Source organism: Paeniglutamicibacter kerguelensis, assembly GCF_017876535.1.
Lineage (GTDB): Bacteria > Actinomycetota > Actinomycetes > Actinomycetales > Micrococcaceae > Paeniglutamicibacter > Paeniglutamicibacter kerguelensis.
In genome coordinates, this window is sequence record NZ_JAGIOF010000001.1 from 3,524,943 (window position 1) to 3,539,313 (window position 14,371).

Annotated in this window: 16 protein-coding genes; 5 read left to right on the forward strand and 11 right to left on the reverse strand. The window is 66.2% G+C overall.

What is annotated here, in order from left to right; genetic code table 11:
- Window positions 1-19: 19 nt before the first annotated feature.
- From JOF47_RS16050 to JOF47_RS16065, 4 genes are all read right to left on the reverse strand, one after another.
- Window positions 20-250, reverse strand: a complete 231-nt coding sequence (locus JOF47_RS16050) for a helix-turn-helix domain-containing protein (protein WP_210000212.1) — start codon at window positions 248-250, stop codon at window positions 20-22.
- Entirely contained in the window at window positions 250-726 is a 477-nt protein-coding gene (locus JOF47_RS16055) for a DUF2975 domain-containing protein (protein WP_210000215.1), read from the reverse strand. Before JOF47_RS16055 ends, JOF47_RS16050 begins: the two co-directional genes overlap by 1 nt.
- A gap of 178 nt (window positions 727-904) precedes the next feature.
- Window positions 905-1,402: an SRPBCC family protein gene (locus tag JOF47_RS16060; protein ID WP_210000217.1), complete on the reverse strand. Its 498-nt coding sequence runs from the start codon at window positions 1,400-1,402 to the stop codon at window positions 905-907.
- Entirely contained in the window at window positions 1,399-1,749 is a 351-nt protein-coding gene (locus JOF47_RS16065; RefSeq protein WP_210001777.1) for an ArsR/SmtB family transcription factor, read from the reverse strand. Before JOF47_RS16065 ends, JOF47_RS16060 begins: the two co-directional genes overlap by 4 nt.
- Window positions 1,750-2,073: 324 nt before the next feature.
- Here JOF47_RS16065 and JOF47_RS16070 point away from each other — a divergent pair, with 324 nt between their 5' ends.
- Genes JOF47_RS16070 through JOF47_RS16080 form a run of 3 tightly spaced genes read left to right on the forward strand, consistent with a single transcriptional unit; the run spans window position 2,074 to window position 5,975 of the window.
- On the forward strand, window positions 2,074-3,345 hold the full coding sequence (locus JOF47_RS16070) for an MFS transporter (protein WP_210000219.1): 1,272 nt from the start codon (window positions 2,074-2,076) through the stop codon (window positions 3,343-3,345).
- Window positions 3,338-4,654, forward strand: a complete 1,317-nt coding sequence (gene guaD, locus JOF47_RS16075; RefSeq protein ID WP_210000221.1) for a guanine deaminase — start codon at window positions 3,338-3,340, stop codon at window positions 4,652-4,654. The genes JOF47_RS16070 and guaD overlap by 8 nt, the downstream gene beginning before the upstream one ends.
- Window positions 4,655-4,682: 28 nt before the next feature.
- Window positions 4,683-5,975 carry an MFS transporter gene (locus JOF47_RS16080; protein WP_210000224.1) on the forward strand — a complete coding sequence of 431 codons (1,293 nt, stop codon included), beginning with the start codon at window positions 4,683-4,685 and terminating at the stop codon, window positions 5,973-5,975.
- Between the two features lie 95 nt (window positions 5,976-6,070).
- On the opposite strand, the gene JOF47_RS16085 is transcribed toward JOF47_RS16080, so the two are convergent.
- The 7 genes from JOF47_RS16085 to JOF47_RS16115 all read right to left on the reverse strand — a co-directional run bounded on the left by JOF47_RS16085 (window position 6,071) and on the right by JOF47_RS16115 (window position 13,214).
- Window positions 6,071-7,324: an acyl-CoA dehydrogenase family protein gene (locus JOF47_RS16085; protein WP_210000227.1), complete on the reverse strand. Its 1,254-nt coding sequence runs from the start codon at window positions 7,322-7,324 to the stop codon at window positions 6,071-6,073.
- A gap of 49 nt (window positions 7,325-7,373) precedes the next feature.
- Complete coding sequence (locus JOF47_RS16090) at window positions 7,374-8,822, reverse strand: APC family permease (protein ID WP_210000229.1); 1,449 nt, start codon at window positions 8,820-8,822, stop codon at window positions 7,374-7,376.
- 308 nt (window positions 8,823-9,130) lie between these two features.
- Entirely contained in the window at window positions 9,131-10,228 is a 1,098-nt protein-coding gene (locus tag JOF47_RS16095) for a pyridoxal-phosphate-dependent aminotransferase family protein (RefSeq protein ID WP_210000232.1), read from the reverse strand.
- Between the two features lie 135 nt (window positions 10,229-10,363).
- Entirely contained in the window at window positions 10,364-10,975 is a 612-nt protein-coding gene (locus JOF47_RS16100; RefSeq protein ID WP_245356399.1) for a dihydrofolate reductase family protein, read from the reverse strand.
- A gap of 69 nt (window positions 10,976-11,044) precedes the next feature.
- The gene (locus JOF47_RS16105; protein WP_210000234.1) at window positions 11,045-11,227 is read right to left on the reverse strand and encodes a hypothetical protein; all 183 of its coding nucleotides are present in this window, start codon (window positions 11,225-11,227) and stop codon (window positions 11,045-11,047) included.
- 230 nt (window positions 11,228-11,457) lie between these two features.
- The gene (locus JOF47_RS16110) at window positions 11,458-12,501 is read right to left on the reverse strand and encodes an LLM class flavin-dependent oxidoreductase (RefSeq protein WP_210000237.1); all 1,044 of its coding nucleotides are present in this window, start codon (window positions 12,499-12,501) and stop codon (window positions 11,458-11,460) included.
- A 41-nt stretch (window positions 12,502-12,542) separates the two neighbouring features.
- Window positions 12,543-13,214, reverse strand: a complete 672-nt coding sequence (locus JOF47_RS16115) for an NADPH-dependent F420 reductase (protein WP_210000239.1) — start codon at window positions 13,212-13,214, stop codon at window positions 12,543-12,545.
- Between the two features lie 93 nt (window positions 13,215-13,307).
- Here JOF47_RS16115 and JOF47_RS16120 point away from each other — a divergent pair, with 93 nt between their 5' ends.
- Together JOF47_RS16120 and JOF47_RS16125 are read left to right on the forward strand one after the other, a co-directional pair.
- Entirely contained in the window at window positions 13,308-13,823 is a 516-nt protein-coding gene (locus JOF47_RS16120) for a MarR family winged helix-turn-helix transcriptional regulator (protein WP_210000241.1), read from the forward strand.
- 98 nt (window positions 13,824-13,921) lie between these two features.
- Window positions 13,922-14,356, forward strand: a complete 435-nt coding sequence (locus tag JOF47_RS16125; RefSeq protein ID WP_210000243.1) for an acyl-CoA thioesterase — start codon at window positions 13,922-13,924, stop codon at window positions 14,354-14,356.
- Window positions 14,357-14,371: the final 15 nt, after the last annotated feature.

Sequence of the window (14,371 nt, forward strand, 5' to 3'; positions counted from 1 at the left end):
GGACCGTCGATGGCGACGCCTAGGTCGGATTGCCTTCTTCCGGTTCGCAGGCTTCCCAGCGCAGCAAGTCCCCGGGCTGGCAGTCGAGCACCTCGCACAATGCCTCAAGGGTCGTGAAGCGCACGGCCTTCGCCCGCCCGTTCTTGAGAACGGCGAGGTTGGCGGGGGTGATCCCGATTCGGTCGGCAAGAGCGCCGACCGACATCTTGCGTTTGGCCAGCATGACGTCGATGTCGACGACAATCGGCATCAGATCACCTCGTTGAGCTCGGCGGCCATGCCCGATGCCTGGACCAACAGCTTTCGCATCACCAAAACGACCAATGCCATTCCGGCAACCAGCAGGCCGGTTCCGCCGATGAGCAACACCATGCCCGGGGCCACCGCCTCGCCGGGTGCCAGCACGATGCCCAGCCCGAAGATCAGCAGCGCGGCGGCTGTGACCGCTCCGATCACCACGTCCACGAAGCGGAAGGCGGCACGCGAAAAAACCGTGCCCCTGCGCACCATGGTCACCAGGCGCCACACGCAGACGATCACGACCTGAAGTGCCACGATCCCCAGGACCGCGATGACAATGATTGGAATGCGCACGGCCTCGATGCCCGCGCCGAACTCCGTCAGGTCCACGGCCAGCAGCGGAACCATCACGACCTGAACAAAGAGCGTCCCCGCAAGCGCCAGGGCAAGCACCGTGCGCAGCGCGTGGATTGTCATGTTTCCCATTGGATCTCCTAGTGTCGAACAGCGATCAAAACCTATCGTTAAACGATAGGTTTTTCAAAGCGGGGGCCACAGAGACAAGAGGGGTGCGACCAAAATGTTCGACGGCGGCACAGACGCACCGTGGGCGGGAGTCGCATTCCCGACTCCCGCCCACGGTGGTTCGTGCGTTTGACGGCTTCTAGGCATTGGCTTCGAGCGCCAGCAACCCGTCGATCTGGCCCATGGCCTCGCGCATGCCTTCCTCCATGCCCATCTTGAGCATTTCCTCAAGCTGCTCCAGGCTCTCGAACGAGCTTCTGGTGGTCATCCGGGTGGTCGCTCCGGTCCCCTCGAGTTTCACCACGCAATGGGTGGTGCCGAGGAATCCGCTGGGTTCCCCGTCCTCGCCGGCAAAGCCGTCGTCGAATTCAAGGGTGTTGGGCGCCTGAACCGCGGTGGTCTTCCACCATCCGCGGGCCTTTTCACCTTCCGGGCCGGTCATGTAGTAGCGGGATTCGCCGCCTTCGACGAAATCGTGCCGGACAAAGGTGGCGGGCCAGGTCGGCGGGCCCCACCAACGTTCAAGCTGGCGCGGGTCCTCCCAGACCTGCCAGACGCGCTCGACGTCGGCCGCGAATTCGGCGACGAAGGTGAGCGTGAGGTTTTCGGTGTCCTTATGTGTGCTGATGACGGTCATGATTCCGTTCCTTTGCGGGGTTCGAGGAGGATTTCTCCGATGCGGTTCGCGCGCTGCCGCCAGATGTCCTCATAGGCGTCGAGCAGTTGCGCCGCGCGGTGCAGCATCTCCGGGTTTCCGTGCACGATCTGCTCCCTTCCGCGCTTTTCCTTGGTGATCAGCGAGGCCTTTTCCAGTACCGCGACGTGCTTTTGCACGGCCGCGAAACTCATCCGGTAGTGCTTCGCCAGTTCGGAGACCGACTGTTCCCGCCGCATTGCCTGCTTGATGATGTCGCGCCGGGTCGCATCCGCCAGGGCCTGGAAGATGCGGTCGATCTCGAGTTCGCTCAGTTCATGTACAACCATTTGGTTGTAGGTTACCTCGCGAAGAAACCGCGCGCAAGGGGTTTTCCACACCCAATTCCACGGGCACGGATGCGCGCAAAAGACCGCCCCACCGAGGTGCCGGCCCTGGTCGAAAAACTTGCGGCGCCCGCCCCGTTCACCCTTGCCTGCGGTCGGTGCCGCCACATGGGCAGCCATGTCGCCCACGAGTTGCTTTGGGCCGTAACCGCCATCGCACCTGCGGCGATGCATTCATCCGCTATGGGTGATGTTGCGGCTGGTTCTCAACCGTAGCTTGGTCATTGGCGCGGTACTGCGCCGGTGGGCCTTTCTTTTGGAGGCACGATGGCTGGAGTGCGGTCTTCCGCGACGGTGAAACTTGGCGGTGCGCAGGCGTGGCTGGTGTGGGTGCTGGCGACTTCCTTCGTGGTGTGGTTGTTTGCCATCCAGACGGGGTACGCCGTGGTCTCGCCCGAGATCCAAGCCACCGCCGGGCTGTCGATCGTGCAGGTCGGGTTGGCGGCGTCGATCTATACGTGGGTGTTCGCGATCGTGCAGTTCTTTTCCGGCGCCCTCCTTGATCGTTTCGGCAGCCGGCCGCTGCTGGCTTGTGCGGTGGGGTTGGTGACGATCGGCGCGTTCCTCTACGCCTCCACCACCACGTTTGCCACCCTTGCTACCGCCCAATGCGTGCTCGCCATCGGTGCGTCGTTCGGGTTCGTGGGTGCGGGTTACATCGGCGGCACCTGGTTCCCGGCAGCCCGCTACGGCCTCATGTTCGGCCTGGTGCAGGCGTTCGCTTCCCTTGGTTCCGCCGTCGGGCAGCCACTGATCCTCGCCGCACTCAACGCGCTCGACTGGCAGCAACTCCTTCTCGCTTTCGCGACCTTCGGGGTGCTGCTCACTGCCCTGTTCATCGTGTTCGTGCGGGACGCCGCCCCACACCGGCCGGGGCAGACCGGCGGGCACGTTGTCGGCGACATACTTGGCGAACTCGGCCGCTGCTTCTCGAACACACGGGTGGTGCTTGCCGCGGTGATCGCCGGGGCGTCGTTCGGGACCATGCTCGCCGTCGGGACTCTGTGGGGTCCGCGACTCATGCAAGCGCGTGGCCTGGATGCCGCCTTCGCGACGGTGCTGACGGCGATCGCGTGGCTCGGCCTCGCGGTCGGGGCGCCGCTGGTGAACATCGTTTCGAACCGGTGGCACAGCCGCAAATGGCCTGCCATTGTCGCGCTGGCCCTGCAGGGCGCTGCGATCACCCTGGTGATCTACCTGCCCAGCGCCGGCAACGGCGCGGCGATCGGCCTGATGTTCGCCGTCGGGTTGTTCTCCGGCGTGCAGATGCTCGGATTCACCATCGCCGGCGAGTCCGTCACCAGCGGCCTGATCGGCAGTGCCTCCGCCATCGTCAACGGGGTCTGTTTCATTGTTGGAGGACTCCTCATCTCGATCCCGAGCGCGCTGCTCCCGGAGGTTCCGGACCTCGGCGCGTACCAGGCGGTGCTGTGGTTGATGCCCGTTGTCATCCTGTGCGGTGTCCTCGGCGCCGCCGCACTTCGCGAACCACGCCTTCCACTGTCGCCGCAACCAGAAGGGTCACCCTCACATGCATGAACCGAACCGGGCCATCCGCGGCCACATCGTCACCCTCACCGGCGACCCCTTTGTCGCCGCAGAGGACGAGGTGCTGGTCGAACACACCGACGGGCTTATCCTCATCGAGAACGGAACCATCGCCGCCGTCGGCCCCTATGCCGATCTCGCTGCGTCCGTGCCGGACGGGGTGCCGGTCGACCACTACCCGCACGCAATCATCAGCGCCGGGTTCGTCGACACCCACATCCACTACGTGCAGACGGGCATCATCGCCGCTTTCGGAGCGCAACTGATCGACTGGTTGAACGAATACACGTTTGTCGAGGAGCAGCGGTTCGCCGACAAGGTCCACGCGTCGATGGTCGCGAAGATCTTCTTCGACCAGCTGCTCGCCAACGGCACCACCACCGCCCTGACATTCTGCGCCGTGTACCCCGACTCGGTCGATGCCTTCTTTGAGGAGGCCACCCGCCGGAACATGTTGATGGCAGGCGGCAAGGTGATGATGGACCGCAACGCCCCGTCCGGGCTCCTCGACACCGCCCAGACCGGTTACGACGACTCCAAGGCGCTGATCGAACGCTGGCACGGCACCGGCCGCAACCTCTACGCGGTCACCCCCCGGTTCGCGCCGACCAGCACCGAAGCCGAACTCGAGGCCGCTGCCGCGCTCCGGCGCGAGCACCCCGGCGTGCTGATGCACACGCACGTGTCGGAGAACCTCGGCGAAATCGCCTGGGTGAAATCGCTGTTCCCCGACCGGGCCGGCTACCTCGACGTCTACGACCATGCCGGGCTGCTCGGCCCCGGCGCCGTGCTAGCCCACGGCGTGCACCTCACCGCCGCGGAGCGCATGCGCTGCGTGGAGACCGGCACCGCCGTGTCGCACTGCCCGACCTCGAACCTGTTCCTGGGCAGCGGCCTGTTCCACATCCACCAGGCCAAGAACCCGAAATCCAACCTGACCGTAGGGCTCGGCACCGATATCGGGGCCGGCACGAGTTTCTCGCTGCTGGCCACCATGAACGAGGCCTACAAGGTGGCTCAGCTCACCCAATACCCGCTGGATGCGATCAAGATGTTCTACCTCGCCACCCTTGGCGGGGCGCAGGCGCTCGGCGTCCAGGACCGCATCGGGTCGATCGAGGTCGGCAAGGCCGCAGACTTGGTCGTGCTGGATACCCGGGCCACCGACCTGCTCGCATTTCGCAGCAGCCAGGTCGATTCGCTCGAAGAACAGCTCTTCGTCCTCTCCGTCATGGGAGACGACCGCACCGTCCAGGCCACCTACATCGCCGGCGAAATCGCACACACGCGCGACCGCTGAACAGAAGCACCAAGATCGGGAGGGAATCATGTCCACAGGACACACCGCATATGCACACGGGGCGAACAAGTGGTTCGTCGGGCACCGGAAGATCGGCGGACCCGAGGCTTGGCTGGTCTGGGTGCTCGCCACCGTCTTCGTTGTGTGGCTTTTCGCAATCCAGACCGGCTACGCCGTCGTCTCGCCCGACATCCAAGTCACGGCGGGCCTCTCCATCGCACAAATCGGTCTCGCCGCGTCGATCTACACGTGGGTGTTCGCGGTCGTGCAATTCTTCTCCGGCGCGCTCCTGGACCGGTTCGGCAGCCGGCCGCTGATGGCGATCGCGGTCGCCCTGGTCACCATCGGCGCGTTCCTCTACGCCGGCACCACGAACTTCGCCACCCTCGCACTCGCGCAATCCGTGCTTGCGATCGGGTCCTCGTTCGGGTTCGTCGGCGCCGGATACCTCGGCGGCAAGTGGTTCGAGGCCGCCAAGTACGGCCTCATGTTCGGGCTCGTGCAGACCTTCGCTTCCCTGGGTTCCGCGGTCGGGCAGCCCCTGATCCTCGCAGCGCTCGCGAGCCTGAACTGGCAGCAGCTGCTCGTTGCCTTTGGGACTTTCGGCGTGATCCTTGTCGTCTTGTTCGTGCTATTCGTGCGAAACCCGCCCGCCGAGCAGCCGGCCCTCGCCGACGCAGGCCCGGCACAAGGCGAAAACGTGTTCAGGCAGATTTTCCGCGACCTCGGCACCTCATTTTCGAACTACAAGGTCGACCTCTCCGCCATTCTCGCCGGCACCTCATTCGGTGCGATGCTCGCGGTCGGCACTCTCTGGGGTCCCCGGATCATGGAAGCGCGCGGTGCCGAAACCAGCTTCGCCACGATCCTGACCGCGCTGGCCTGGCTGGGCCTCGCGGCCGGCGCACCGATCGTGAACGTGGTTTCCGACAAGTGGCGCAGCCGGAAATGGCCCGCCTTCTACGGCATCCTGCTCCAGGCGCTCGCAATCATCCTCGTGATCTACATGCCCCGCGAGGGCAACGGAGCGGCCCTCATCCTGATGTTCGCCATCGGATTCTTCGCCGGGTCACACATGCTCGGATTCACCATCGCCGCCGAGGCCGTGCCCGGCCGGCTGATCGGCAGCGCATCGGCAATCGTCAACGGCGTCTGCTTCATCATCGGCGGACTCCTGACCTCCATCCCCAGCGCGATGCTGCCCGACGAGGCGGTGTTGGCCGACTACCAGGCGGCGTTGTGGCTGTTGCCGGCCGTGGTCGTCGTCGGCGCCGTTGCGGCGCTATTCATCCGCGAAGATGCCGTCGTCCCCGCCACATGAGTCTCCGAGGGTGGCGGGGAAGCGTCGTGACGGACGGACACGATCCGGGCGGCGGATCGGCCGCCTGAGGCCACACCCCGCCAACGAGACTGCTACTAGGTGTAGAGCGAAATCGGCTGCACCGTTCCGTTGAGGAAGTACGAGCCGACCTCGGTCTTCTTGTAGTCGACCGGGTCGTGCAGGGAGTGGGTCCGGATGTTGCGCCAGTACAGGTCCAGTCCAACCGAGCGCTTCGTGGAACTGGCACCGGTCACCTCGAACACGCGGCTGGTGACATCGAGCGCCACCTCCGTGGAGACCACCTTGAGCCCGGCAACCTCGACCTCAAGGCGCGCACGGTCCGCCTCGGTCACCGCTTCACCCAGGCCGATCACCTCGTCATAGCGGCGGTTCAACTTGTCGGCGAGCGCCTCGACGGCCTGGGTCCTGGCCACGAGTTCGCCGTAGGTGCGGTGCACCAGCGGGTCCTCGGCATAGGTCTGCACCCCGGAGAGGAACCAGGAGTTGCGCCTGGCCAGCGTCAACTCCCTGGCTTGTTCCAGCGCGCCCTCGGCGGCAGCCAGATAGATGTTGCCGAAGAGCAGCTGGACGCCCGGGGTCACCACCGTGGAGAACGCCGTGCCCTCGTCGAATCCCACAACGTCCTTTTCGCCCACGTGCACGGAATCGAAGCGCACCGAGCCGCTGGCCGAGGCACGCTGCCCCAGGTGGTCCCAGTCGCCCGGGAACCTGATGCCTTCACGTCCGCGCTCCACGGCGAAGATCACGATGCGGCCGTCGTGCCGGCCACCGCTGGCCTGGGCCGCGGAGATGATGACGTCGGTGGCGGAGGCCCCGGTGGCAAAGCGCTTGAGTCCGGTCAGCCGGTAGCCGGCGCCGTCGGCGATCAGTTCCAGGTCCGGGTCCACGGGGTTCAGCGCGTCGCTCCAGAGCTGGTCCTGTTCGGCGATCCTCCGGAACCATGCCGACTGGTCGCGGCCCGCGCCGTAGAACGCGAGGCAGGACGAATTCAGGTAGTGGTACCCGAGGATCTGCGCCACCGAGGCATCGGCCCGCGCCAGGATCCGAATGACCCGAAAAGCGGTTTCCCAGTGCGCCCCGGCGCCGCCGTAAACGGCAGGGACCACAAGCCCCGCCAATCCGTGTGTACGCAGCAGCTCCAACGCCTCCAGCGGATCTTCACCGCTGTTGTCGCGTTCCAGGGCGCCGGCGGCCAGCTCGGCGGCAACGGTTTGTGCCACCGCACTCCAATGCTCCAGTTCCCGGCTGTCGGCGTGGCGGCCGGACCATAGGGTCGCGGATGACAGGGGTGCAGCGGACAGGGTCTCGGCTGAAAGAACGGTGCTCATGGATTCTCCTGAAACGAATTGTGGTTGGGAGGCGGACGCGGTGCGGCCTCTAGTCAAGGACGACGGCGCGCCGGCAGGCGGCGACGACGGGGCCCGCGAGCAGGGCCGCGGCCAGCAAGACCAGCACACCCACGGAGAACGGTCCGTAGCTGCTCTCCCCCACCAGCGCCGGCAGGTTCAGCAGGATGATGGCAAGGAAAGCCAACAGTCCGACCAGTCCCAGAGCCGGGGCAATCCGCCGCGGCCACAGGGCACCGCCGCGTTCCTTGCGCCCGAAGAAGACCAGCACGGCAATGGAGGTCAACGTCAGCAGCAGGACGATGCCGACCGAGGAAATTCCGCCCAGCCACGTGTAGAACTGGCCGATCGGGTCAAGCCCCAGCACCGCGGCGGCGATGACCAGCACGGCGACGGTTCCCGAGGCAACCAACGATGCCACCGAGGGGGCGCCGTGGACCCGGTGCGCGCTGCCCAGGGGCGCGGGCAGCACGCCACGGGCGCCCAGCTGGAACAGGTAGCGGGAGGCGATGTTGTGGAAGGAGAGGATGCAGGCGAACAGGCTGGTGACAAACAGCAGCTGGACGATGTGCCCGCCGGCGGCGCCCAGGTAGGCCTGGGTGGTGGTCTGCAGGATCGTGCCCGGGTTTTCGGTGGCGTTGGCGACGATGCCACTCTCGCCGTTGGCGCTGATCAGCACCCAGCTGGAGACCGTGTAGAAGACGCCGATCGAGATCAGCGAGATGTACGTGGCCCGCGGAATGGTGCGGTCCGGGTCCTTGGCCTCGTCGCGGAACACGGCGGTGGCCTCGAAGCCCACAAAGCTCAGGATGGCAAAGAGGATGCCCATGCCCGGCGCGCCGGAGACGATTTCGGAGGGGGTCACGATTCCGGTGGCAAAACCCTCGGGCCCGCCGCCGGAGAAGATGACCACGGCGTCGAGCACCAGCACGATCGCGACCTCGGCGATGAGCAGCACGGCCAGCAGCTTTCCGGAGAGCGCGATGTTCCTGTAGCCCAGCGCCGTCACGGCGACGAAGCCGATCGCGGCCCATGCCCACCAAGGCAGTTCCGGCCCGCCGTAGGATTTCACCAGTTCTGCCAGCCCGGGGCCGAAAAGCCCGAAGACACCTGCCTCGAGCGCCAGGTAGGCCAGCAGCGCGACGAAGGCCGCGCCCAGGCCGAACCCGCGGCCCAGCCCCTTGCTGACGTAGGAATAGAACGCCCCGGCGGTCGGCACAAACCGGGTCATCTGGGTGAAACCCACGGAGAAGAGCAACAGCACCACCGTGGCCACCACAAAGGAGAACGGGAATCCCGAGCCGTTGCCGAACGCAATGCCCAGCGGGACGGGGCCGCCGATGACGCCCAGGGGCGAGGCCGCGGCCACGACGATGAAAACGATGGAGGCCACCCCGAGGTTGCCGCGCAACCGGGGACTGGCGGTTGCCGTATCCGGCGTCGCGATTGGCGCGGGTGCAAGAATCTGTTGCTGGGACATGTGCGTTGCTCCGAACGGAAGTTCACTTAGTGGGATTTGGATCCACATTAAGTTCGCGCAGTGGCGGCCTGCGAGCACATGTCAGGGCGTTGCCCACTGCGTCGCTTCATGACGTGAATTTCCCGTCCGCAGGTTCCCTCCGCATTCCACAAGCAACATTTCGTCATTCGGCACGCCGCCGCGGCAACACCGCGACACAAAGTTGCCCACACGCGCAGAGCCACCACACGCGGAAAACCGGCGGCGCTTGGCCGCCGGTTTTCCGCATGCCCGTTCCGGTTCCCCGGCCGGAGCCGCGGGAAAGCGCCTCAGGCCTTGGCGATGGCTTCCTTCAGCGCGGAGAGCAGCAGCACGACGGAGGCCGGGTTGGCGTTCGGACCCATGAGCCCGATCCGCCACACCGTGCTGGCGTACTTGCCCACCCCTCCGCCGATCTCGATGTTGAATCGCTCCAGCAGGTAGCCGCGGACCTTGTCCGAGTCCACGCCCTCCGGAACGTACACGGTGGTCAATTGGGGCAGCCGGTGGCCCTCGGCGGCAAAGAGTGTCAGGCCCATCTCCTCGAGCCCGTCCTGCAACGCCTTGCCGGCGGCTTGGTGGCGGACCGCGACGTTGTCCAGTCCCTCGGCGAGGATCCGGTCGATTCCCGCCTCAAGCGAGGCGACCATCGCAACGGGCGCGGTGTGGTGGTAGGTGCGGCCGCCGCCCGTCCCGCCGGTGGCGTAGCCGCCCAGCAATCCGAGGTCCAGGTACCAGGACTGCGGTTTCTGCACGCGGCGCTCGAACGCCCGGTCCGAAATGGTGAAAGGCGCCAGACCAGGGGCCACGCCGATGCACTTCTGCGTGCCGGCATAGGCCACGTCGACTCCCCACTCGTCGGCAAGCACGGGCATGCCGCCGATGGAGGTCACCGCGTCCATGATCAGCAGTGCGTCTCCCTTGATGGCGCCGAGTGCTGCGATGTCGGAGATGACGCCCGTGCTGGTCTCCGCGTGTACCGCGGCGATCACCGTCGGGTTCGGGTGTGCCTCGGCAACGCGCTGGGCATCCACCGGGGTGCCGTATTCGTGGTCCACGCGGACCACCTCGGCACCGGCGCGCGACGCAACCTCGCACATGCGCTCTCCAAAGAGGCCGTTGACGGCAATGACCGCAACATCGCCCGCCTTCACAGTGTTCACGAACGAGGCCTCCATGCCGGCCGAGCCGGTGCCGCTCAGCGGCAGGGTGCGTTTGTTCTCGGTTCCCCACAGGGTGCGCAGGCCCTCGCAGGTTCGGTCCATGCGGGCGATGAATGCGGGGTCCAGGTGGCCGAGCAACGGCAGCCCGAGTGCGGCGGTGGCCTCGGGGTAGGGGTTGCAGGGGCCGGGGCCGAAGAGGTGGCGGACGGGAACAATCTGGGTCATCGCAAAACCCTCTCTGTCTGTCTGACTGGATGTCGGGACTCGTCACCACCCACCCTACGCCGGGGGCTGGTCGACGCCGAGGAAATTCTTCCGTCCTCCCCGCGCGGGACACCGCCCCGGACACCGGCACGGCCGTCAGTCTGCCCGATCCTCCGGCCGGTACACCGCGATGATGACGCCCGTGGTGGTGGTGATTGCCTCGACGAGCTTCAGCTCGGCGCGCGGCAGCCCGTCGGCGAAAAACTTGCGGCCCGTGCCTAGCACCAGCGGGTGGATCAGCAGCGTGTATTCGTCCACCAGCCCCGCGGCCATGAGCGAGCGCAGCAGGTTGCCGCTGCCCATGCACAACAGGTCCGGTCCCGGTTGCGCGCGCAGAGCGGCGACGGCGTCGACCGCGTCCCCGGGCAGCAGCCGGGAGTTGGCCCACGCCAGCGGTTCGTGAAGCGTGCGGGATGCCACGTGCTTGGTAAGGGTGTTGAGCAGGTCGGTGAACGGGTTGTTCTCCTGCGTCGGCCAGAACGAGGCAAAATCCTCCCAGGTGCGGCGGCCCAGGACGAGTTCGTGGGCGGTCCCCATGCCGCGGCCCAGGTACTCCCCCAGCACCGCGTCGGCATACGCCTGGGCCCAGCCGCCATGGCCGAACCTGTTGCGGGTGTCCTCGTCCGGGCGCCCGGGCCCCTGCATCACCCCGTCCAGGGTCAGGTTGTTCAGCACCGTCAGTTTCCGCAAGACCGGCAGTTTCCGCATGGCCAACAACCTTTCAACGAGGTGGCGCGCAGGCCCGTCGCGGCCGCGCATGGTCGGGGTGGCAGGGGTTTACCGGTTCCCCGGTTCGCCCTTGGCCGGCTCCGGGACCTGTTTCGGGACGCCTCCGTCCTGGACTGGTTCGGTTCCGCCGTCCTTGGCCTGACGCACCCGCTCGTCGGCCGGTACTTCGCCGCGCGGCGGCCGATCGTAGTACTTTTTGTAGCGTTCGTCTTCATGGTGGTGGTTGCCCATGACGCCCTCCAATGTCGATCCCGGACCAGCTTGCTCCCGGATATCTACACCGTTGCACCGGTTGGGGTGTTTGGCAACAAGTTGACCGGTCAACTCCAAAACCCATCCATGCCGGGCTTTCCCGGGGATTTTTCGGGCTTTCGCAGGTTCCCGTTAGACCCGGAGCGGGGCCGGAACCAATGGTTCCGGCCCCGCTCCGGGGAATGCCGCGTGGTGAAAGCTCGTGAAGGCTACTTCTGCGCCAGCAGGCGCTCGACGCGCGGCTTGACCTCGGTGGCCAGCAGCGTGATCGACTCGAGCAGCTGTTCCTGCGGAATGCCGCCGATGTCCATCTGCAGGAAGTGGCGCATGTGCCCCAGGTAGCCGTGAAGGTGGACGATGCGTTCGGCGACCTCGTCCGGCGAGCCCACGTAGTAGGCCCCGGGGGCGTCGGCCTGCGCCAGGTAGGCACGCTTGTCCGGTGCCGGCCAGCCGCGCAAACGGCCCATTTCCACGTTCAGGTTGTGCCAGCCCGGGTAGAAGCGGTCGATGGCTTCCTTTTTGGTCGGTGCCACGAAGCCCAGGGCGCCGACGGAAACCTTCAGCGACTCCGGGGACTGCCCGGCCGCCGCGCCCGCACGCCGGTAGAGGTCGGCCAGCGGGGCGAAGCGGTGCGGCGCACCGCCGATGATGCCGTAGGACACCGGCAGGCCAAGTTGGCCGGCGCGGGCGGAGGAGCTGGCGTTGCCGCCGGTGGCCAGCCAGATCGGCAGCCTGCCGGAGGCCGGGCGGGGCACCACGGCCAAGTTATCCAGTGCCGGGCGCACGGTGCCGGACCAGGTGACGTTCTCCGTCTCGGCGTTGTTGATCGCCATGAGCAGGTCAAGCTTTTGGGCGTACAGGTCGTCGTACTCCTCGAGGCTGTGCCCGAAGAGCGGGAAGGTCTCCACGGAGGAGCCGCGGCCAGCGGTGATTTCCACGCGCCCGCCGCCGGAGATGGCGTCGGCGGTGGCAAACTGCTGGAAGATGCGCACCGGGTCGTCGGTACCGATGATGCTGGCGGCGCTGCCGAGCTTGATCCGCGTGGTGGCCGCGGCGGCCGCGGCGATCATGGCTCCGGGCGAGGACGCGGGCATGGTGGTGGTGTGGTGCTCGCCCACGCCGAAGTAATCCAAGCCGGACTTGTCAGCGTGGACGATCGCCTCGAAGAGGTTCCGGACCGCTTCGGTCGTGGAACGCAGCGTTCCATCGGCATTGCGCTGGGTATCGCCAAAGCTGTAGGCGCCGATTTCCATGTGGTGCTCTCTCTTTCGGTAAGGAAGTGTGGGGGTGCGTGTTAGGCGGTGACGAGGCTGCCGCGCAGCTTCGTTGAAAGTTCGTCGGAGTTCAATCGGCCGTTGAAGATGTCGGTTCCGGGCTCGTAGGCCTTGCCCGCGGCCAGGTCGCCGGCGTCCACGACGTCGAAGCCGAGCGCGTCGATGAACTCGGCGACCCGCTCCTTGGCGTCCGCGTCATCGCCGGCCACGGCCAGCGCACGGCGGTCGGCGGTGCCGGGCGCCGCCGCATCGGGCTCCATCTCGTGGTAGCCGATGTGGTTGAAGGACTTCACGATTCGCGAGGCCGCGAGGTGGGCCGCGACGACCTCGCTGGAGGAGCGCTCGTCGGCCTCGAAGTCGGCGATGTCGCCGTCGGTGACCGACCAGTAGTTCATCGCGTCGATGACCACCTTGCCGGCCAAGGATTCGGCGCTGACGCTCTTGTACTTGTGCAGCGGGACGGCGACGACCACCAAGTCGGAGTCGGCCGCCTCGGGCACGTCGGCCGCTTCGGCTCCCGGGGTCACGATCTCGATGATCAACGCATTGTCGGCGGCGGGCTTGGAGGTGGCGATCTTCACCCGGTACCCGGCGGCAACCGCCAGTCGGGCAATCGCGGTGCCCACGCGGCCCGCACCCAAAATGCCAACGGTCCCCCGTGTTGCCACAAACTCTTGTGCACCGATGTCCATCGTTCCTTCTCTCCAGAAATATATGCTGTACTACAGACTATATTCCAAACAGAACATCTGCGCAACACCATGCTTTCGGCTATGATGGGTGTCATGGCCACTTCAACGCGCACACCGCTATCCCAGGACAAGCCGCTTCCCGGATTCATTCCCGGCGATCTCGCCTGGCACCTGGGCATGATCCTGCGCGGCCACCAGACACTCTTTGCGCAGGCTGTCGAGGAGATGCCCTGCTCCGTGCGCGGCTACCAAATGCTCTCGACGGTGGTCCACCATGACCCGGCAAACCAGCAGGCCCTCGGTGCACACCTTGGCATTGACCGCACGGTGTTGACCTACCTGATCGACGACCTCGTCGCCGCGGAGCTCGTCGAGCGCGTCCCGGCACCCACAGACCGCCGCGCACGGAAGATCGTCGCCACCGACACCGGCCTCAAGCTGCTGGAAAAACTGGAAAAGCGCGTGGCAGACGCCGAACAGACGCTGCTCACCGGACTCGATGCGGGCGAGACCGCGCAGTTGGCGGGCCTGCTGGGCAAGCTCTCGATGTCGGTGCACCGCGCCCAGCCTGGCGCCAATCCGTGCGAGGCCATGGACCACCTGGGCTAGCGAATTTTCCGGGCCGCCCGCACGCCCGCGCCACTTCGCGTCCGTCGCACTGGTCACCGACGTCGCCGCCGGGCACGCGCGCGCCATAGAATCGACGCATGACTGATGGCGATATTACTTTTCACACCCGCAAATGGGTCCGCCCCGAAGACCTCAACGCCAACGGCACGCTCTTTGGCGGATCCCTGCTGCGCTGGATCGATGAGGAAGCGGCGATCTACGCGATCGTCCAGCTAGGCAACGGCTTCGCCGTCACCAAGTACATGTCGGAAATCAACTTCGTCTCCTCCGCCCAACAGGGCGACCTGATCGAAATGGGACTGACGGCAACGGCCTTCGGCCGCACCTCGCTGACCATGCGCGCCGAGGTGCGCAACATGATCACCCGTCAGTCCATCCTCACGATCGAAAAAATCGTCTTCGTGAACATGGGCGACGACGGCAAACCGTCCCCTCACGGGTTCACGGAAATCACCTACGACCGCGATCGCATCCCGGGCGAGCACCTGAAGATCAAGCACCCGGAGGACTAGCCTCCGGCACAAGCA